The sequence below is a fragment of the Streptomyces sp. f51 genome (assembly GCF_037940415.1).
Classification (GTDB): domain Bacteria; phylum Actinomycetota; class Actinomycetes; order Streptomycetales; family Streptomycetaceae; genus Streptomyces.
On sequence record NZ_CP149798.1, the window covers coordinates 1,439,983 to 1,456,619 of the forward strand.

18 protein-coding genes are annotated in these 16,637 nt (G+C 71.3%); 7 read left to right on the forward strand and 11 right to left on the reverse strand.

Annotation, left to right across the window (positions count from 1 at the left end; genetic code table 11):
• Positions 1 to 244 precede the first annotated feature (244 nt).
• The gene (gene serB / locus WJM95_RS06445; RefSeq protein ID WP_339128519.1) at positions 245 to 1,462 is read left to right on the forward strand and encodes a phosphoserine phosphatase SerB; all 1,218 of its coding nucleotides are present in this window, start codon (positions 245 to 247) and stop codon (positions 1,460 to 1,462) included.
• Positions 1,463 to 1,532: 70 nt separating this feature from the next.
• Here serB and WJM95_RS06450 read toward each other — a convergent pair whose 3' ends face one another.
• The 4 genes from WJM95_RS06450 to WJM95_RS06465 all read right to left on the reverse strand — a co-directional run bounded on the left by WJM95_RS06450 (position 1,533) and on the right by WJM95_RS06465 (position 4,392).
• Positions 1,533 to 2,051, reverse strand: coding sequence for a histidine phosphatase family protein (locus WJM95_RS06450; protein WP_339128521.1), 519 nt, complete (start codon positions 2,049 to 2,051; stop codon positions 1,533 to 1,535).
• A gap of 157 nt (positions 2,052 to 2,208) precedes the next feature.
• Positions 2,209 to 2,424 (reverse strand): hypothetical protein, encoded by a 216-nt coding sequence (locus WJM95_RS06455; RefSeq protein WP_339128522.1) that lies wholly within the window; start codon positions 2,422 to 2,424, stop codon positions 2,209 to 2,211.
• A 202-nt stretch (positions 2,425 to 2,626) separates the two neighbouring features.
• On the reverse strand, positions 2,627 to 2,743 hold the full coding sequence (locus WJM95_RS06460) for an SGM_5486 family transporter-associated protein (protein WP_107059069.1): 117 nt from the start codon (positions 2,741 to 2,743) through the stop codon (positions 2,627 to 2,629).
• Between the two features lie 227 nt (positions 2,744 to 2,970).
• Entirely contained in the window at positions 2,971 to 4,392 is a 1,422-nt protein-coding gene (locus tag WJM95_RS06465) for a CynX/NimT family MFS transporter (RefSeq protein ID WP_339128525.1), read from the reverse strand.
• A 103-nt stretch (positions 4,393 to 4,495) separates the two neighbouring features.
• Here WJM95_RS06465 and WJM95_RS06470 point away from each other — a divergent pair, with 103 nt between their 5' ends.
• Positions 4,496 to 5,182 carry a FadR/GntR family transcriptional regulator gene (locus tag WJM95_RS06470; RefSeq protein ID WP_339128527.1) on the forward strand — a complete coding sequence of 229 codons (687 nt, stop codon included), beginning with the start codon at positions 4,496 to 4,498 and terminating at the stop codon, positions 5,180 to 5,182.
• 17 nt (positions 5,183 to 5,199) lie between these two features.
• On the opposite strand, the gene WJM95_RS06475 is transcribed toward WJM95_RS06470, so the two are convergent.
• The 3 genes from WJM95_RS06475 to fabG form a co-directional block, all read right to left on the reverse strand.
• Complete coding sequence (locus WJM95_RS06475) at positions 5,200 to 5,586, reverse strand: hypothetical protein (RefSeq protein ID WP_339128528.1); 387 nt, start codon at positions 5,584 to 5,586, stop codon at positions 5,200 to 5,202.
• Between the two features lie 158 nt (positions 5,587 to 5,744).
• Positions 5,745 to 6,512, reverse strand: coding sequence for an enoyl-ACP reductase FabI (gene fabI, locus WJM95_RS06480; protein WP_339128529.1), 768 nt, complete (start codon positions 6,510 to 6,512; stop codon positions 5,745 to 5,747).
• Between the two features lie 5 nt (positions 6,513 to 6,517).
• Positions 6,518 to 7,222, reverse strand: a complete 705-nt coding sequence (fabG, locus tag WJM95_RS06485) for a 3-oxoacyl-[acyl-carrier-protein] reductase (protein ID WP_037623748.1) — start codon at positions 7,220 to 7,222, stop codon at positions 6,518 to 6,520.
• A 271-nt stretch (positions 7,223 to 7,493) separates the two neighbouring features.
• On the opposite strand from fabG, the gene WJM95_RS06490 reads away from it, so the two are divergent.
• Genes WJM95_RS06490 through tyrS form a run of 3 tightly spaced genes read left to right on the forward strand, consistent with a single transcriptional unit; the run spans position 7,494 to position 11,721 of the window.
• The gene (locus tag WJM95_RS06490; RefSeq protein ID WP_339128531.1) at positions 7,494 to 9,017 is read left to right on the forward strand and encodes a TldD/PmbA family protein; all 1,524 of its coding nucleotides are present in this window, start codon (positions 7,494 to 7,496) and stop codon (positions 9,015 to 9,017) included.
• Complete coding sequence (locus tag WJM95_RS06495; RefSeq protein ID WP_339128532.1) at positions 9,014 to 10,408, forward strand: metallopeptidase TldD-related protein; 1,395 nt, start codon at positions 9,014 to 9,016, stop codon at positions 10,406 to 10,408. Before WJM95_RS06490 ends, WJM95_RS06495 begins: the two co-directional genes overlap by 4 nt.
• A gap of 44 nt (positions 10,409 to 10,452) precedes the next feature.
• Positions 10,453 to 11,721 (forward strand): tyrosine--tRNA ligase, encoded by a 1,269-nt coding sequence (gene tyrS / locus WJM95_RS06500; protein ID WP_339128533.1) that lies wholly within the window; start codon positions 10,453 to 10,455, stop codon positions 11,719 to 11,721.
• A gap of 78 nt (positions 11,722 to 11,799) precedes the next feature.
• Here the strand turns inward: tyrS and WJM95_RS06505 are convergent, their stop codons facing one another.
• On the reverse strand, positions 11,800 to 12,084 hold the full coding sequence (locus tag WJM95_RS06505; RefSeq protein ID WP_339128534.1) for a GlsB/YeaQ/YmgE family stress response membrane protein: 285 nt from the start codon (positions 12,082 to 12,084) through the stop codon (positions 11,800 to 11,802).
• A gap of 244 nt (positions 12,085 to 12,328) precedes the next feature.
• Here WJM95_RS06505 and WJM95_RS06510 point away from each other — a divergent pair, with 244 nt between their 5' ends.
• On the forward strand, positions 12,329 to 12,715 hold the full coding sequence (locus WJM95_RS06510; RefSeq protein ID WP_339135388.1) for a DUF3099 domain-containing protein: 387 nt from the start codon (positions 12,329 to 12,331) through the stop codon (positions 12,713 to 12,715).
• Between the two features lie 341 nt (positions 12,716 to 13,056).
• Positions 13,057 to 13,308: a hypothetical protein gene (locus tag WJM95_RS06515; RefSeq protein ID WP_339135390.1), complete on the forward strand. Its 252-nt coding sequence runs from the start codon at positions 13,057 to 13,059 to the stop codon at positions 13,306 to 13,308.
• 53 nt (positions 13,309 to 13,361) lie between these two features.
• On the opposite strand, the gene moaA is transcribed toward WJM95_RS06515, so the two are convergent.
• The 3 genes from moaA to WJM95_RS06530 form a co-directional block, all read right to left on the reverse strand.
• Positions 13,362 to 14,351, reverse strand: coding sequence for a GTP 3',8-cyclase MoaA (moaA, locus tag WJM95_RS06520; RefSeq protein WP_339128535.1), 990 nt, complete (start codon positions 14,349 to 14,351; stop codon positions 13,362 to 13,364).
• Between the two features lie 197 nt (positions 14,352 to 14,548).
• Positions 14,549 to 16,186, reverse strand: coding sequence for a cation acetate symporter (locus tag WJM95_RS06525; protein ID WP_339128536.1), 1,638 nt, complete (start codon positions 16,184 to 16,186; stop codon positions 14,549 to 14,551).
• Entirely contained in the window at positions 16,183 to 16,539 is a 357-nt protein-coding gene (locus WJM95_RS06530; protein WP_339128537.1) for a DUF485 domain-containing protein, read from the reverse strand. Before WJM95_RS06530 ends, WJM95_RS06525 begins: the two co-directional genes overlap by 4 nt.
• Between the last annotated feature and the right edge of the window lie 98 nt (positions 16,540 to 16,637).

Genomic DNA, 16,637 nt, shown 5'->3' on the forward strand with positions numbered 1-16,637 from the left:
GTTTCAGCCCCTCCGGCGTTTGAGGAGCGGGGGCTGGGGCGGAGCCCCGGGTACGGGTTGGGTAGGGGCGGAGGGGGCGAAGGGAGGTTGTGGGGCGGCTGCGGGGGCCGGGGCGAGGGGCGTTGTCTCGGGTAGGGGGAGACTTGTCATCCTGGGGCCTCCGGGGTGTCACCCAGTGTTCCGTGTCCGCTAGGCGGACCGGGCGGGCGGGAGGCACTGGGTGCCGGATACGGTGGGAAATACCATGAGCGCTTCACATACCCCTGATGTGCCCACTCTTCTTGTCAAGATCTTCGGCAAGGACCGGCCGGGCATCACCGCCGGACTCTTCGACACCCTCGCCGCCTTCTCCGTCGACGTGGTCGACATCGAGCAGGTCGTCACCCGGGGCCGGATCGTGCTGTGCGCGCTCGTGACCGAGCCGCCCGCAGGCCTCGAAGGCGATCTCCGGTCGACCGTCCACAGCTGGGCGGAGTCGATGAAGATGCAGGCGGAGATCATCTCCGGCCACGGCGACAACCGCCCGCGTGGCCTGGGCCGTTCGCTGGTGACGGTGCTCGGGCACCCGCTCACCGCGGAGTCGACGGCCGCCATCGCCGCGCGGATCACCAAGACCGGCGGCAACATCGACCGTATCTTCCGGCTCGCCAAGTACCCGGTGACTGCGGTCGAGTTCGCGGTGTCCGGTACGGAGACCGAGGAGCTGCGCACCGCGCTGGTGACCGAGGCCTCGGCACTCGGTGTCGACATCGCGGTCGTGGCCGCGGGCCTGCACCGGCGGGCCCAGCGTCTGGTCGTGATGGACGTGGACTCCACGCTGATCCAGGACGAGGTGATCGAGCTCTTCGCCGCGCACGCCGGGTGCGAGGCCGAGGTCGCGGAGGTCACGGCGGCCGCGATGCGCGGTGAGCTGGACTTCGAGCAGTCCCTGCACGCGCGCGTGGCCCTCCTCGAAGGGCTGGACGCCTCGGTGGTGCAGAAGGTGCGCGAGGAGGTGCGGCTGACGCCGGGCGCGCGGACCCTGATCCGTACGCTGAAGCGGCTCGGCTTCCAAGTCGGTGTCGTCTCCGGCGGGTTCACCCAGGTCACCGACGATCTGAAGGAGCGGCTCGGGCTCGACTTCGCCCAGGCCAACACGCTGGAGATCGTCGACGGGAAGCTGACCGGCCGGGTGACCGGCGAGATCGTGGACCGGGCGGGCAAGGCGCGGCTGCTGCGCCGGTTCGCCGCCGAGGCCGGGGTCCCGCTGGTCCAGACCGTGGCGATCGGCGACGGCGCCAACGACCTCGACATGCTCAACGCGGCCGGCCTCGGGGTCGCCTTCAACGCCAAGCCGGTCGTGCGGCAGGCCGCGCACACCGCGGTGAACTTCCCGTTCCTCGACACGGTCCTGTATCTGCTGGGCGTCACCCGCGAAGAGGTCGAGGCCGCCGACATGCACGTGGACGAGGCCGCCGGCTGAGGAAGCGTTCCGGCCGACGGACGGGGGCCCGCACCGTGGTGGTGCGCAGGTCCCCGTCCGTCGTCGGGGGTCACTCCGTCGGTGCCCAGTACTCCGTCAGGTCGGCCGTCCCGGGCTCCAGGGACTTCCAGGATCCGTCGAAGGACAGCACCGCGAAGGCGGCGGTGTGGAAACCGTGGGCGGTCATGCGGGCGCGGGTGTCGCCCTCGGACCGGCCCGCGAGCACGTCGGTCAGTCCGTGCACACCTGGGTTGTGACCGATCAGGATCACGTTGTGCGCGTCGTCCGGAGTCTCGTTGAGGACGGCGATCAGCTCGCCGGGCGAGGCTTCGTAGATCCTCTCCTCGTAGACCGTCTTCGGCCGGTGCGGGAGCTCCTGGACGGCGTGCTTCCACGTCTCTCGGGTCCGGATCGCGGTGGAGCAGAGGGCCAGGTCCAGGGGGATGCCGCTGTCGGCCAGCCTGCGTCCGGCGACGGCGGCGTCCATGCGGCCCCGGTCGGCGAGCGGCCGCTCATGGTCGGACACCTGCGGCCAGTCGGCTTTCGCATGCCGGAAGAGGACGATCCTGCGGGGTTCTGCGACGCTCATGCGTCCCAGCTTCGCACGAAACATGCCATGGGGCGCAGGGAGTTGATGCGGTCCCCCGGCGCGGGTGACGCACCGCCCCGTCAGGGGTGATGCGGTCCGCCGTGGACGGCGTGGGGCCGGGCTCCCGGGTGTACGGCGAGGGGCCGGGGACCTCGGCTCACGGGGTGTTGTGCATGACTGCCTGCCGGACGCGCTCGAACAGGTGGGCGATCGTCGGGTCGCCGGTCGCGGCGTGCGCGTCCACCGGGTTGAGGATCATCAGCAGCAGGGTGATGAAGGCGAGCGTGGGAAGGGCGAGGGCCCACCAGCGGAGCCGGATGTCGACGCGGCCCGTGGTCGCCGGGTGGAGCCGGGTGTGCGTAGGGGCCGACATGCCGCCTCCGTGAGTCTTCGAGTGGTCCCCGGACCGCGGTTCGCGGTCACGTTACGAAGCTACGGAATCCGGCGTCTCCGGCCCATCCGGTGATCCACCCACTTGACCCTGACACTCACCCCCTAGGGGATGGGGGGTTAACCCCACCTCCGGGTCCGGGGGCCGGCCTACGGCGCGGACGGAGGGTGCGGGGCGCCGCCGGTCACGGGGACGCGATGGACGCGATGATCCCGATGATCACGGTGATGGCCAGCATCGCGCCGAGCACGATCAGCAGCTTCTTCTGGCCGTTCTGGGGGTTCGGGTCGAGCACAGGCATGAGGGCAGTCTCGCACCCTTCGTCCGGTGTGCCACCGCCGGGGTCCGGGTCCGGGTTCGGGTTCGTGGGGTGGGGGTGGGGTGGCGGGAGAGGGGTGGGGGCGGGGGGCCCAGGAGAGGGGTGGGGGCCGGGAGACGGGCGGGGGCCCGGGAGACCGGCGGGCGCCCGGGAGAGAGGCAGGGGTGCGTGTTCCGGGGCGGGGCCCGGGGCGGGGCCCGGGGCAGGCGTCACGCGGTGGCCTCGTCCTCCACCGTGCGGTCGCGGCCCGCCAGGATGCCCACCCCGATCTGCGGGACCATGAGCCCGGCCATCAGCGCCAGCGGCAGGCCCCAGCCTCCGCTGTGCTGGTAGAGCACGCCCACGAGCAGCGGACCCGGGATCGAGATCAGGTACCCGGCGCTCTGGGCGAACGCGGACAGCTTGGCGACGCCGGCGCCGGTGCGGGCGCGCATGCCGACCATGGTCAGGGCCAGCGGGAAGGCGCAGTTGGAGATGCCGAGCAGCAGCGCCCAGGCCCAGGCACCGGCCGCCGGGGCCAGGTAGAGGCCCGTGTATCCGGCGAGCCCGCAGAGGCCCAGGACGACGACGATGGGCCCCTGCCGGGGCAGGCGGGTGGCGAGACGCGGGATGACGAAGGCAAGCGGCACGCCCATCACCATCGTGACGGCGAGGAGCAGTCCCGCGGTGCCCGCGGCGACGCCCGCATCACGGAAGATCTGGGCCATCCAGCCCATGGTGATGTAGGCGGCGGTGGCCTGGAGGCCGAAGAAGACGGCGAGGGCCCAGGCGGTACGGCTGCGGGTGATGCGCAGGGCTCCCTCGTCAGGCTCGTGGGCGCTGACGGAGGGGGCGACGGGGGTGGGGGTCGGCTGCGGGGTGCCGGCCGCGGGGGGCGACGAAGGCGCGGGTTCCGCCTTGGCGGTGGGCTCGCGGTCCCGGGTTCCCGCCGTACCGGACGCGGGACCTTCGCGGTCGCCGGTGCCCCGCGCTCGTACCAGCAGGATCCACGGGACGACGGCGGCCGCCGCGAGTCCCGCCCACACCACGAGGCCGGCGTGCCAGTCTCCGCCGAGGGCGTCGGTCATGGGGACGGTCGCCGCGGCGGCGACCGACGTGCCGAGGGCCAGGGCCATCGAGTAGAGGCCGGTCATGGAGCCGACGCGGTCGGGGAACCAGCGCTTGACGATGACCGGCATCAGGACGTTGCTGACGGCGATGCCCATGAGGGCGAGTGCGCTGGCCGCCAGGAATCCGGCCGTGCCCCCGATGTACGGGCGTATCGCCAGGCCCGCCGTGATGGCGACCATGCCCGCGCAGACGACGGCGGCGGGTCCGAAGCGGCGGGCCAGCCGCGGTGCCGTCACGCCGAAGACGGCGAAGCACAGGGGCGGCACCGAGGTGAGCAGTCCGGCGACGCTGCCGCTCATGCCGAGGCCGTCGCGGACCTCTTCGAGGAGGGCGCCGAGGCTGGTGATGGCCGGGCGCAGGTTGAGGGCCGCCAGGACGATGCCGGCGACCACGAGCCGGGCCGGCCACGCGCGCGGGGCGGGCGGCTCGGGTGCCGTGCTCCCGGTGCGTATCGGCGGGGACGGTATCGGCGGGGAAGGCGTCGGCGTGCGGGTTTCCTGGGGGGCCATGAGGCCCATCATAGAATCATGGGATGATTGGGTGTCCAATCTCGCTGCGTTAACCTCCGGAGCCTCCGGCCCCGCGCGAACGATCACAGCACCCGGGCCCGTACGAAGGACCGTCATGCCGCTGAGCCATCCCCGCCGTTCGGCCCTGTCCGAGCAGGTCATCGCCGAGCTGCGGAACCAGATCACCTCGGGCGAGTGGCCCGTCGGCTCCCGTATCCCGACCGAGCCGGAGCTCGTCGACCAGCTCGGGGTGGCCCGCAACACCGTGCGCGAGGCCGTCCGGGCGCTCGCCCACAACGGGCTGCTGGACATCCGGCAGGGGTCGGGGACGTACGTCGTGGCGACGAGCGAGCTGGCGGGTGTGATGCAGCGCCGGTTCGCGGACGCCGACCCGCGGCACATCGCCGAACTGCGCTCCACGCTGGAGTCGAGCGCGGCGAGGCTGGCCGCCGAGCGGCGCACCGAGCGCGATCTCAAGCAGCTGGAGGCGCTCCTCGTACGCCGGGAGGAGGCCTGGGAGTCGGGTGACGCGGAGGCCTTCGTGGCCGCCGACGCGACCTTCCACCTGGCGGTGGTGGCCGCGTCCCGCAACGACGTCATGCAGGCGATGTACGCGGACCTGGGCGAGGTGCTGCGGGACTGGCTGCGCGTGGACGTCGGCAAGGAGCTGACGCCGGAGTCGTACATGGACCACACGCTGCTCGTCGACGCGATCAGGGCGGGCGACGCGGACGCCGCGGCGGCGGAGGCCGCCTCGTATCCCTTCCAGTGCCGTCCAGGACCGGCGGCGGGCCGGGGGTAGGAGCGGGACGCCGGACGTCAGTCCTCGTGGGTGACCCAGGCCCTCTTGACCTCCTTCCAGCAGCGGCCGGTCAGCCGGACCGTCATGGCGGGCCCGACGTCGACCGGGTCGCTGTCGCTGTCGATGTCCCACCAGCGGGCGCACTCGACGTGCAGAGCGACGCGGTCGGTGCCCACATAGGGGTTGTGGCAGTACACGACGACGTGGGAGCCGGTGACGGTGGTCCGGCAGTCGGCGCCGAACGGCCGGGGAACGTCGGGGCGGCCCGCCGCCCGGCTGCCCGCGGCCGGCCTGGGCCCCGCGTCCGCACGCTCCGCGCGCGGGTGGGACATCGCGTCGTACGGAACGGCCGTCAGCAGGGCGACGGCGGCGAACACCGGAGCAAAGCGGCGGGACAGGCGCACAAGGGGACCTCCTCGGCCGTAAGGCTGCGGGGCGGGCGGTGCGTTCTCCCAGGGTGCCGGTCAGGGGGTGCGGGCCGCCCGGCCGATTGGGCCGAACGGGCGACGCCCCGCTCCCCGCGTACTGCGGGAAACGGGGCGCCGGAACCGGGCGTAAGCGTTTACGCGCCGATGGCGTGCAGACCGCCGTCCACGTGGATGATCTCGCCCGTGGTCTTCGGGAACCAGTCGCTCAGGAGGGCGACGACGCCCTTGCCGGCCGGCTCCGGGTCCTTCAGGTCCCACTCCAGCGGGGCGCGGGTGTCCCACACGGAGGCCAGCTCGCCGAAGCCCGGGATGGACTTGGCGGCCATGGAGCCGATGGGGCCGGCGGAGATGAGGTTGCAGCGGATGTTCTGCTTGCCCAGGTCGCGGGCCATGTAGCGGCTGGTGGCCTCCAGGGCGGCCTTGGCCGGGCCCATCCAGTCGTACTGCGGCCACGCGTACTGCGCGTCGAAGGTGAGACCGACGACGGAGCCGCCGTTCTGCATCAGCGGCAGGCAGGCCATCGTCAGCGACTTCAGGGAGAACGCCGAGACGTGCATGGCCGTGGCGACCGACTCGAACGGCGTGTTCAGGAAGTTGCCGCCGAGGGCGTCCTGCGGGGCGAAGCCGATGGAGTGCACGACGCCGTCCAGGCCGCCCAGCTCCTCGCCGACGACGTCGGCCAGGCGCCCGAGGTGCTCCTCGTTGGTGACGTCGAGCTCGATGACCTTGGTGGGCTTCGGCAGCTTCCTGGCGATGCGCTCGGTCAGCGTGGGCCGCGGGAACGCGGTCAGGATGATCTCGGCACCCTGCTCCTGGGCCAGCTTGGCGGTGTGGAAGGCGATGGAGGACTCCATCAGCACACCGGTGATCAGGACGCGCTTGCCCTCGAGAATTCCGCTCATGGTGATCAGTGACCCATTCCCAGTCCGCCGTCAACCGGGATGACGGCTCCAGTGATGTACGAGGCGTCGTCCGAGGCGAGGAACCGCACCGTCGCGGCGATCTCCTCGGGCTGCGCGTAACGGCCCAGGGGCACCTGGGACACGATGTTGGCGCGCTGCTCCTCGGTGAGCGCCTGCGTCATGTCGGTGTCCACGAAGCCGGGCGCGACGACGTTGAAGGTGAGGTTGCGCGAGCCGAGCTCGCGGGCGAGGGAACGTGCGAAGCCGACAAGGGCGGCCTTGGACGCGGCGTAGTTCGCCTGCCCCGCGGAGCCGAGCAGGCCGACCACGGAGGAGATGAGGACCACGCGGCCCTTCTTGGCGCGCAGCATGCCGCGGTTGGCCCGCTTGACCACGCGGAAGGTGCCCGTGAGGTTCGTGTCGATGACCGAGGTGAAGTCTTCCTCGGACATGCGCATCAGGAGCTGGTCCTTGGTGACGCCGGCGTTGGCGATCAGGACCTCGACCGGGCCGTGCTCGGCCTCGATCTCCTTGTAGGCCTGCTCCACCTGCTCGCTGTCGGTGATGTCGCACTTGACCGCCAGGAAGCCGGCCGGCGGCTCGCCGGACCGGTACGTGATGGCGACCTTGTCGCCTGCGTCGGCGAATGCGCGGGCGATGGCGAGGCCGATGCCCCGGTTGCCTCCGGTGACGAGAACCGAGCGGCTCAACGGATCACCCTTTCGTTAGCGGACGGAAACCCCTGCAATACAGGCGCCTTCCTCGAAAACCTATCGGTCCGCCCGGCCTCCCAGGGAATCGGGCACCGACAGTGGGTTCGGGTGACTGCTGTCGGGTCCCTACAGAAAGCCGAGGGTGTTCGGCCGGAAGGCGGACGCGCGGAGGCCGGAAGACGCGCCCGTTGACGGCAAAGGCGTGGCCGCCGGGCCCGCCCGCGCGACATGATCGGACCCGACGGGCCACGACAGCAGGGAGACCTCGGTGCCTCATTCCATCGACGAAGCCTTCACGGCGCTACCGCTGCGCGCACTCGCCGACGCCGCGCTCGCGCGGGCGCGGGCGCTGGGCGCCGACCACGCGGACTTCAGGTTCGAGCGGGTGCGCAGCGCGTCCTGGCGGCTGCGCGACGCCAAACCGGCCGGATCGTCGGACACCACGGACCTGGGGTACGCGGTACGGGTCGTGCACGGCGGGACCTGGGGGTTCGCCTCGGGGGTCGACCTGACGATGGACGCGGCCGCGAAGGTGGCCTCGCAGGCCGTGGCGATGGCCAAGCTGTCGGCCCAGGTCATCAAGGCGGCGGGGTCGGACGAGCGGGTGGAACTGGCCCGGGAGCCGGTGCACGCCGAGAAGACGTGGGTCTCCTCGTACGAGATCGATCCGTTCTCCGTGCCGGACGAGGACAAGGCGGGGCTGCTCGCCGACTGGAGCGCGCGGCTGCTGGCGGCCGACGGCGTCAACCACGTCGACGCGTCCCTGCTGACCGTGCACGAGAACAAGTTCTACGCGGACACGGCCGGGACCGTGACCACGCAGCAGCGGGTGCGGCTGCACCCGCAGCTGACCGCGGTGGCCGTCGACGAGTCCAGCGGCGAGTTCGACTCGATGCGGACGATCGCGCCGCCGGCCGGGCGCGGCTGGGAGTACCTGCTGGGCACCGGCTGGGACTGGGACGCGGAGCTGGAGCGGATCCCCGGGCTGCTCGCGGAGAAGATGCGGGCGCCGAGCGTGGAGGCGGGGGTGTACGACCTCGTCGTCGACCCGTCCAACCTGTGGCTGACCATCCACGAGTCCATCGGGCACGCCACCGAGCTGGACCGCGCGCTCGGCTACGAGGCCGCGTACGCGGGGACCTCCTTCGCCACCTTCGACCAGCTCGGCAAGCTCAGGTACGGCTCCGACCTGATGAACGTGACCGGTGACCGTACCGCCGAGCACGGCCTCGCGACCGTCGGGTACGACGACGAGGGCGTCGAGGGCCAGTCCTGGGACCTGGTCAAGGAGGGCACGCTCGTCGGCTACCAGCTGGACCGGCGGATCGCGAGCCTGACCGGCTTCGAGCGCTCCAACGGCTGCGCGTACGCCGACTCCCCCGGGCACGTGCCGGTGCAGCGGATGGCCAACGTCTCGCTGAAGCCCGATCCCGGCGGGTTGTCCACGGAGGACCTGATCGGGGGTGTCGACCGCGGCATCTACGTCGTCGGCGACCGGTCCTGGTCCATCGACATGCAGCGCTACAACTTCCAGTTCACCGGCCAGCGCTTCTTCAGGATCGAGAACGGACGGCTCGCGGGCCAGCTGCGTGATGTGGCCTACCAGGCGACGACCACCGACTTCTGGGGTTCGATGGCCGCCGTGGGCGGCCCGCAGACGTACGTCCTCGGCGGTGCCTTCAACTGCGGCAAGGCCCAGCCGGGCCAGGTCGCCGCGGTGTCGCACGGCTGCCCTTCCGCCCTCTTCAAGGGTGTCAACATCCTCAACACCACGTCGGAGGCCGGTCGATGAGCGCCCGTACGAGCAAGCCGCACGAGGTCGTCGAGCGCGCCCTCGAACTGTCCACGGCCGACGGCTGTGTGGTGATCGCCGACGAGCGGTCCACCGCGAACCTGCGCTGGGCGGGCAACGCGCTCACCACGAACGGGGTCACGCGCGGGCGCACCCTGACCGTGATCGCCACCGTCGACGGCCGCGAGGGCACCTCCTCCGGTGTGGTCTCGCGCTCGGCGGTGACCGCCGACGAGCTGGAGCCGCTGGTGCGCGCGGCGGAGGCCGCGGCGCGGGGCGCGGGTCCCGCCGAGGACGGCCGGCCGCTGGTGACGGGCGTACCGCAGTCCCCCGACTTCACGGACGCGCCCACCGAGACCTCCTCCGCCGTCTTCGCCGACTTCGCGCCGGCGCTCGGCGAGTCGTTCGCCCGCGCGCGTGCGGGCGGCCGTGAGCTGTACGGCTTCGCCAACCACGAGCTCGTCTCCAGCTACCTGGGGACGTCGACCGGGCTGCGGCTGCGGCACGACCAGCCGAACGGCACGCTGGAGGTCAACGCCAAGTCCCCGGACCGTACGCGTTCGGCGTGGGCGGGGCGCTCGACGCGGGACTTCAAGGACGTCGACCCGGCCGCGATGGACGCGGAGCTGGCGGTACGGCTCGGCTGGGCGCGAAAGCGCGTCGAGCTGCCCGCCGGACGGTACGAGACGCTGCTGCCGCCGACCGCGGTCGCGGACCTGCTGATCTACCAGATGTGGTCGGCCGCGGCCCGGGACGCGGCCGAGGGCCGGACGGTCTTCAGCAAGCCCGGGGGCGGCACCCGGATCGGCGAGCGGCTCAGCGAGCTGCCGCTGACGCTGCGCAGCGACCCGAACGAGCCGGGTCTGGAGTGCGCTCCGTTCGTCCTGGCCCACTCCTCGGGCGACGACGCCTCCGTGTTCGACAACGGTCTGCCGCTGAAGGCCACCGACTGGATCCGGGAGGGCGAGCTGCGGCATCTGTCCACCACCCGGCACAGCGCCGGTCTGACCGGGCTGCCGGTGACTCCCTCGATCGGGAACCTCGTCCTGGACGGCGGGGAGGACCGCTCCCTGGAGGACATGGTCGCCTCCACGCGGCGCGGTCTGCTGCTGACCTGCCTGTGGTACATCCGCGAGGTCGACCCGGCGACCCTGCTGCTGACGGGGCTCACCCGGGACGGCGTCTACCTCGTCGAGGACGGCGAGGTCGTCGGCGAGGTGAACAACTTCCGGTTCAACGAGTCGCCGGTGGGCCTGCTGGGACGGGCCACGGAGGCGGGGCGTACGGAGAAGACGCTGCCCCGGGAATGGAGCGACTGGTTCACCCGGGCCGCGATGCCCGCGCTGCGGGTGCCGGATTTCAATATGAGTTCTGTCAGCCAGGGCGTATAACCTCGTACCTGATTCACGAGACCACCCGAGGAGATACGAGAACCGTGACGGACATCGTCGACGAGCTGAAGTGGCGGGGCCTGTTCTCCCTGTCCACCGACGAAGATGCTTTGCGCAAGGCGCTCGCGGACGGTCCCGTCACGTTCTATTGCGGCTTCGACCCGACCGCGCCGAGCCTGCACGTCGGTCACCTGGTGCAGGTGCTCACGATGCGCCGGCTCCAGCTGGCCGGGCTGCGGCCGCTCGCCCTGGTGGGCGGGGCGACGGGCCAGATCGGTGACCCGCGCCCGACGGCCGAGCGCACGCTGAACGACCCGGAGACGGTCGCGAACTGGGTGACGCGCCTGCGTTCGCAGATCGAGCCGTTCCTGTCCTTCGAGGGCGAGAACGCCGCGGTCATGGTGAACAACCTCGACTGGACGGCCGGGCTGTCGGCGATCGAGTTCCTGCGGGACATCGGCAAGCACTTCCGCGTGAACAAGATGCTCACCAAGGACTCCGTCGCCCGGCGCCTGGAGTCCGAGGACGGCATCAGCTACACGGAGTTCAGCTACCAGCTCCTCCAGGGCATGGACTTCCTTGAGCTGTACCGACGCCACGGCTGCACCCTCCAGCAGGGCGGCAGCGACCAGTGGGGCAACCTCACGGCGGGCCTGGATCTGATCCACCGCCTGGAGCCCGGGGCCCAGGTGCACGCGCTGGCGACGCCGCTGATGGTCAAGGCGGACGGCACCAAGTTCGGCAAGACCGAGGGCGGCGCCGTCTGGCTCGACCCGGAGATGACGACGCCGTACGCGTTCTACCAGTTCTGGCTGAACGTGGACGACCGGGACGTCTCGACGTACATGCGCATCCTGTCCTTCCGGTCCCCGGAGGAGCTGGAGGAGTTGGAGAAGCAGACGGAGGAGCGTCCGCAGGCCCGTGCGGCGCAGCGCGCGCTGGCCGAGGAGCTGACGACGCTGGTGCACGGCGCCGACCAGACGGCCGCCGTCATCGCCGCGTCCAAGGCCCTGTTCGGGCAGGGCGAGCTGACCGACCTGGACGAGCGGACGCTGGCCGCGGCCCTGTCCGAGGTGCCGCACATCCGGGTCGCCGAGGCGGGCCTGGTCGTGGACCTGTTCGCCGAGGTCGGTCTGGTGGCCAGCAAGTCCGCCGGCCGCCGCACGGTCAAGGAGGGCGGCGCGTACGTGAACAACGTGAAGGTCGCCGCCGAGGACGCGGTGCCGGCCGCTGAGGACCTGCTGCACGGGCGCTGGCTCGTGCTGCGCCGGGGCAAGAAGAGCCTGGCCGCGGTCGAGGTCACGGGCGGCTGAGCGGTCCGACGACAGCGAGGGCGCGGGCCGCCTCCCGGATCGGGAGGCGGCCCGCGCCCTTCGTGCGTCCGGGCGGGGTCAGGCCCGCTGCTCGGCCTTCTTGTTTCCCCACAGGGCCATGTACGCCATGTCGCCCAGCGCCACGATGACGATGGCGGCGATCAGCTGGAACAGGTGGCGGGTCCAGTCGATGCCGGAGGTCGCCGCGACCCCGAAGGCGCGCGCGAGGGCGTTGCCCACGATGGCGCCGAGCATGCCGAAGATGGTGGTCAGCCAGAGCGGGCTGTGCTGCTTCCCCGGGATGATCAACTTGGCGATCAGGCCCAGCACGAATCCGACGATGATCGCCCATAGCCAGCCCATGTCCGCCTCCTCGTACCGCTCCGGGTGAGCCGTACGGCCAGTGTCCGGCTGTGCGCCATACGGCGCATGTCGGGCGCGGCCGTACGCGCTACGGCGCATCCGGTCCCCCCGTACGAGGCGTGCCCCCGGTCTCGAAGCCGACGCAGACGCGGCGTAACGTGGAAGCCGTCCGGGCCCGCTTCCTCGACGGGTCCGTGCCGGGTACGGGCCGGGAGTGTCCGACACAGGCGGGTGGTGGAGTGTGATCAGGAAGCAGAGCAACGTCCAGGTCTTCCGGATCACCGGAGCCAGACAGAGCCTGGACGACGATGTGCGCGGCCGGCAGCGCCGCTATGTCATCTCGATGTCCGTCCGCACGGTGTCGGTGATCCTGGCGGCCTCCCTGTGGAACGTCGAACGGCCCGTCGCCCTGGTCGCTCTGGTCCTCGGGATCCTCCTCCCGTACGTCGCGGTGGTCATCGCCAACGCCGGGCGGGAGAACGCGCCCTCGCTCCCCTCGACCTTCGTCACGGCTCCGCTGCGTCCGATGATCACGGGACCCGTGCCGGACGGCTCGCGGGAGCCGTTCACGGACGACGCCGCGAGCGGTGCCGGGACGCGTCCCGGGGCCGAACCGCGCGACCCGGGCTGAGGCCGGACAGAAGTCGGCGGGAACGCGAACTCGCCCCGGGACAGGGCCGGTTCGGCTTCGGACGGACGCCTTCGGAAGCGTCGAAAACGGAATGCCGCCGCGCGGGCAAGCTCAAGAAAAGCTCAGATCAATCATGTTGTTCCGGTGCCGGGCGGCGGGCTACCCGTGACATACTTCGTACGCGCTCCGCATCCCCCGTCGGAGCGACGGACCGACGCCGGGCAGCTCCCCCCGTGGCTGCTCGGCGTCGCCTTTGTGCGCACTCGGAGCCCCGCCCGCGAACGGTCCCGCCCACCGTGCGGCGCAGGTGCCGTGAGGCCTCGGCTAGGGTCGGCAGGGTGATGTCGAACGCCCCCGGTTCCGGTCCCGCCTCCCCCGTCTGCTCGGCCAAGGCCTGTCGTGCGGCCGCCGTGTGGGTGCTCGCGTGGAACAACCCGAAACTGCACACGCCCGAGCGCCGCAAGACGTGGCTCGCGTGCGAGGAGCACCGCGAGCATCTGTCGCAGTTCCTCGGGGTGCGCGGGTTTCTCAAGGACGTCGTGTCCCTCGACGAGTGGGAGGCCTCCCGGCCCGCGGAGCCCGACGGGGAGTGACCCGCACGCACCGCCGGCCGGCGCTGCGGCGTCGGCGCGGAGCGTCGGCGCCGTCAGCCGCCGATGGCCGACATCGGGCGGTCGGGCTGCACGAACGAGGGGTCGTCCAGGCCCGCTCCCGCCTTCTTGCCCCACATCGCGGTGCGCCAGGTGCCGGCTATCTCCTCGTCGGACGCGCCCGAGCGCAGGGCTCCCCGCAGATCGGTCTCCTCGGTGGCGAACAGACAGGTGCGCACCTGGCCGTCGGCGGTGAGCCGGGTGCGGTCGCAGGCCGCGCAGAACGGGCGGGTGACGGAGGCGATCACCCCGACGCGGTGCGGGCCGCCGTCGACGATCCAGCGCTCGGCGGGTGCGGAGCCCCGCTCGTCGGCGCCTTCCTGCGTGAGCCGGAAGCGGGTGCGCAGCGAGGCGAGGATGTCGGCGGCGGTGACCATGCCGTCGCGCTTCCAGCCGTGCTGGGCGTCCAGGGGCATCTGCTCGATGAAGCGGAGTTCGTAGTCGTGCTCCATGGACCAGGCGAGCAGCTCGGGGGCTTCGTCGGCGTTCAGGCCCGGCATCAGGACCGAGTTGATCTTCACCGGGGTCAGGCCGGCGTCGTGGGCGGCTTCGAGGCCCTCGATGACGTCCTTGTGGCGGTCGCGGCGGGTGAGGGTCTTGAAGACGTCGGGGCGCAGCGTGTCCAGGGAGACGTTCACCCGGTCCAGGCCCGCCGCCTTCAGGGCGGCCGCGGTGCGCTTGAGCCCGATGCCGTTGGTCGTCAGGGACATCCGGGGCCGGGGCGCGAGGGCGGCGACCCGCTCGACGATGCCGGGCAGGCCGGGGCGCAGCAGGGGCTCGCCGCCGGTGAAGCGGACCTCCTCGATGCCGAGGCGGGTGACGGCGATCCCGATGAGGCGGACGATCTCGTCGTCGGTGAGCAGATCGGGCTTGCCGAGCCACTGCAATCCTTCTTCGGGCATGCAGTAGGTGCAGCGGAGGTTGCACCGGTCCGTCAGTGAGACACGCAGGTCGGTGGCCACCCGGCCATAGGTGTCGATGAGCACGTGGGCCCCCTCCCTCGTCGCCGATCTCGTTGTCCGGATACCTGCGAGCCTACGTGACGGCACGGACAACGACAGCGGCCCGATCCCACGAGACGCGGCACGGGCCCGTCGTAGGGACCTACCAGTGGTGATCCACCGGCGGTCTGCGACGGGCCCGTGCGATGCCGGGGCCTCGGGCCCGGGGTCTCGGGTCCTGGCTAGTGCGCCCCGGTGCCCGTCAGGGAGCGGACCTCCAGTTCGGCGTACTTGCCGGCGTCCGGCTCCTCCTTGGACAGGACGGTGCCGAGCCAGCCCAGCAGGAAGCCGACCGGGATGGAGATGAGGCCCGGGTTCTCCAGCGGGAACCAGTGGAAGTCGACGTCCGGGAACATCGAGGTGGGTTTTCCGGAGACGACGGGCGAGAACAGGACCAGGCCGACCGCGGTGACCAGGCCGCCGTAGATCGACCAGAGGGCGCCCGGGGTGGTGAACCTCTTCCAGAACAGGCTGTAGAGGATCGTCGGCAGGTTGGCGGAGGCCGCGACGGCGAAGGCGAGGGCGACCAGACCGGCGACGTTGAGGTCGCGGGCGAGGGCCCCGAGCAGGATGGACACGGCACCGATGCCGACCGTGGCGTACCGGGCGGCCCTCATCTCGTCCTTCTCCGAGGCCTGGCCCTTCCTGATGACGTTCGCGTAGATGTCGTGCGCGAAGGAGGAGGACGAGGCGAGCGTCAGTCCCGCGACGACCGCGAGGATCGTGGCGAAGGCGACGGCCGAGATGGAGGCGAGCAGGATCGCGCCCCAGTTGGAGTCGACGCCGCCGAGGTGCAGGGCGAGCAGGGGTGCCGCCGTGTTGCCCGCCTTGTTGGAGGCGATGATCTCGTCCGGCTTGATGAGCGCGGCGGCGCCGAAGCCGAGGGCGAGGGTCATCAGGTAGAAGGCGCCGATGAGGCCGATCGCCCAGATGACCGACTTCCGCGCGGTCCTGGCGGTGGGCACGGTGTAGAAACGGATCAGGATGTGCGGCAGGCCCGCGGTGCCGAGGACCAGTGCCATGCCGAGGGAGATGAAGTCCAGCTTGGTGGTCGAGGTGGCGCCGTACTTCAGCCCTGGTTCCAGGAAGGGCGAGCCCTTGCCGCTGTTCTCGGCCGCCCTGCCGAGCAGGTCGGAGATGTTGAAGTGGAACTTCAGCAGGACCAGGAAGGTGAGCAGGACGGCGCCGGCGATGAGCAGGACCGCCTTGACCATCTGCACCCAGGTGGTGCCCTTCATGCCGCCGATGGTGACGTACACGATCATCAGGAGGCCGACGAGCGCGACGATGCCGATCTTGCCGCCGTCGCTGGTGATGCCGAGGAGCAGCGAGACGAGGACGCCCGCGCCCGCCATCTGGGCCAGCAGGTAGAAGATCGAGACGACGATGGTGGAGGTGCCCGCGGCGGTACGGACCGGACGCTGGCGCATGCGGTAGGCGAGGACGTCGCCCATCGTGTACCGGCCGGAGTTGCGCAGCGGTTCGGCGACCAGGAGCAGGGCCACCAGCCAGGCGACCAGGAAGCCGATGGAGTAGAGGAAGCCGTCGTAGCCGAAGAGGGCGATGGCGCCCGCGATGCCGAGGAAGGACGCGGCGGACATGTAGTCGCCGGAGACGGCGAGTCCGTTCTGGAATCCGGTGAACTGGCGTCCGCCCGCGTAGAAGTCGGCGGCGTCCTTGGTCTGGCGGCCGGCCCAGACGGTGATGACGAGGGTCGCGGCGACGAACACCGCGAACAGGGTGATGATCAGCGGGCGGTGCCGGCTCGCCTCGCCCGCGGCGAGCAGGGTCGTGTGCGCGGTGGTCCATGCGGGGCTCATGCGTCGCCCTCCATCCGGGACTTGATGGCGTCGGCCTTGGGGTCGAGTTGAGCGGCCGCGTGCCGCGCGTACCACCAGGCGATGAGGAAGGTGGTGAGGAACTGGGCGAGGCCGAGCACCAGGGCGACGTTGACGTTGCCGAACAGCTTGGTGCCCATGAAGCCGCCCGCGTAGTTCGAGAGCAGCACGTACAGCAGGTACCAGAGGATGAATCCGACGGTCAGCGGGAAGGCGAAGGAGCGGTGGGAGCTGCGGAGTTCACCGAACTCGGCGCTCTCCTGCATCTCGACGAACTTCTCGGTGGACGGGAGCTGGGTTCCGGTGTGCGCCGGGGGTGGTGCGTCGGTGGCCACGGTGTCTCCTCGCGTTGCCGGTGCGGTTACGACGGTGGACGGGGGCGGGCCGGGGCCCGCGGTCGGGGACGGTCCGGGTTCGGACATGGGGCTTCGAC

What these genes read in the sequence shown, in the direction of transcription:
- serB (WP_339128519.1), top strand. Translation starts at nt 245, where the DNA reads ATGAGCGCTTCACATACCCCTGATGTGCCCACTCTTCTTGTCAAGATC.
- WJM95_RS06450 (WP_339128521.1), bottom strand. Translation starts at nt 2,051, where the DNA reads ATGAGCGTCGCAGAACCCCGCAGGATCGTCCTCTTCCGGCATGCGAAA.
- WJM95_RS06455 (WP_339128522.1), bottom strand. Translation starts at nt 2,424, where the DNA reads ATGTCGGCCCCTACGCACACCCGGCTCCACCCGGCGACCACGGGCCGC.
- WJM95_RS06460 (WP_107059069.1), bottom strand. Translation starts at nt 2,743, where the DNA reads ATGCCTGTGCTCGACCCGAACCCCCAGAACGGCCAGAAGAAGCTGCTG.
- WJM95_RS06465 (WP_339128525.1), bottom strand. Translation starts at nt 4,392, where the DNA reads ATGATGGGCCTCATGGCCCCCCAGGAAACCCGCACGCCGACGCCTTCC.
- WJM95_RS06470 (WP_339128527.1), top strand. Translation starts at nt 4,496, where the DNA reads ATGCCGCTGAGCCATCCCCGCCGTTCGGCCCTGTCCGAGCAGGTCATC.
- fabI (WP_339128529.1), bottom strand. Translation starts at nt 6,512, where the DNA reads ATGAGCGGAATTCTCGAGGGCAAGCGCGTCCTGATCACCGGTGTGCTG.
- WJM95_RS06495 (WP_339128532.1), top strand. Translation starts at nt 9,014, where the DNA reads ATGAGCGCCCGTACGAGCAAGCCGCACGAGGTCGTCGAGCGCGCCCTC.
- WJM95_RS06505 (WP_339128534.1), bottom strand. Translation starts at nt 12,084, where the DNA reads ATGGGCTGGCTATGGGCGATCATCGTCGGATTCGTGCTGGGCCTGATC.
- WJM95_RS06515 (WP_339135390.1), top strand. Translation starts at nt 13,057, where the DNA reads ATGTCGAACGCCCCCGGTTCCGGTCCCGCCTCCCCCGTCTGCTCGGCC.
- WJM95_RS06525 (WP_339128536.1), bottom strand. Translation starts at nt 16,186, where the DNA reads ATGAGCCCCGCATGGACCACCGCGCACACGACCCTGCTCGCCGCGGGC.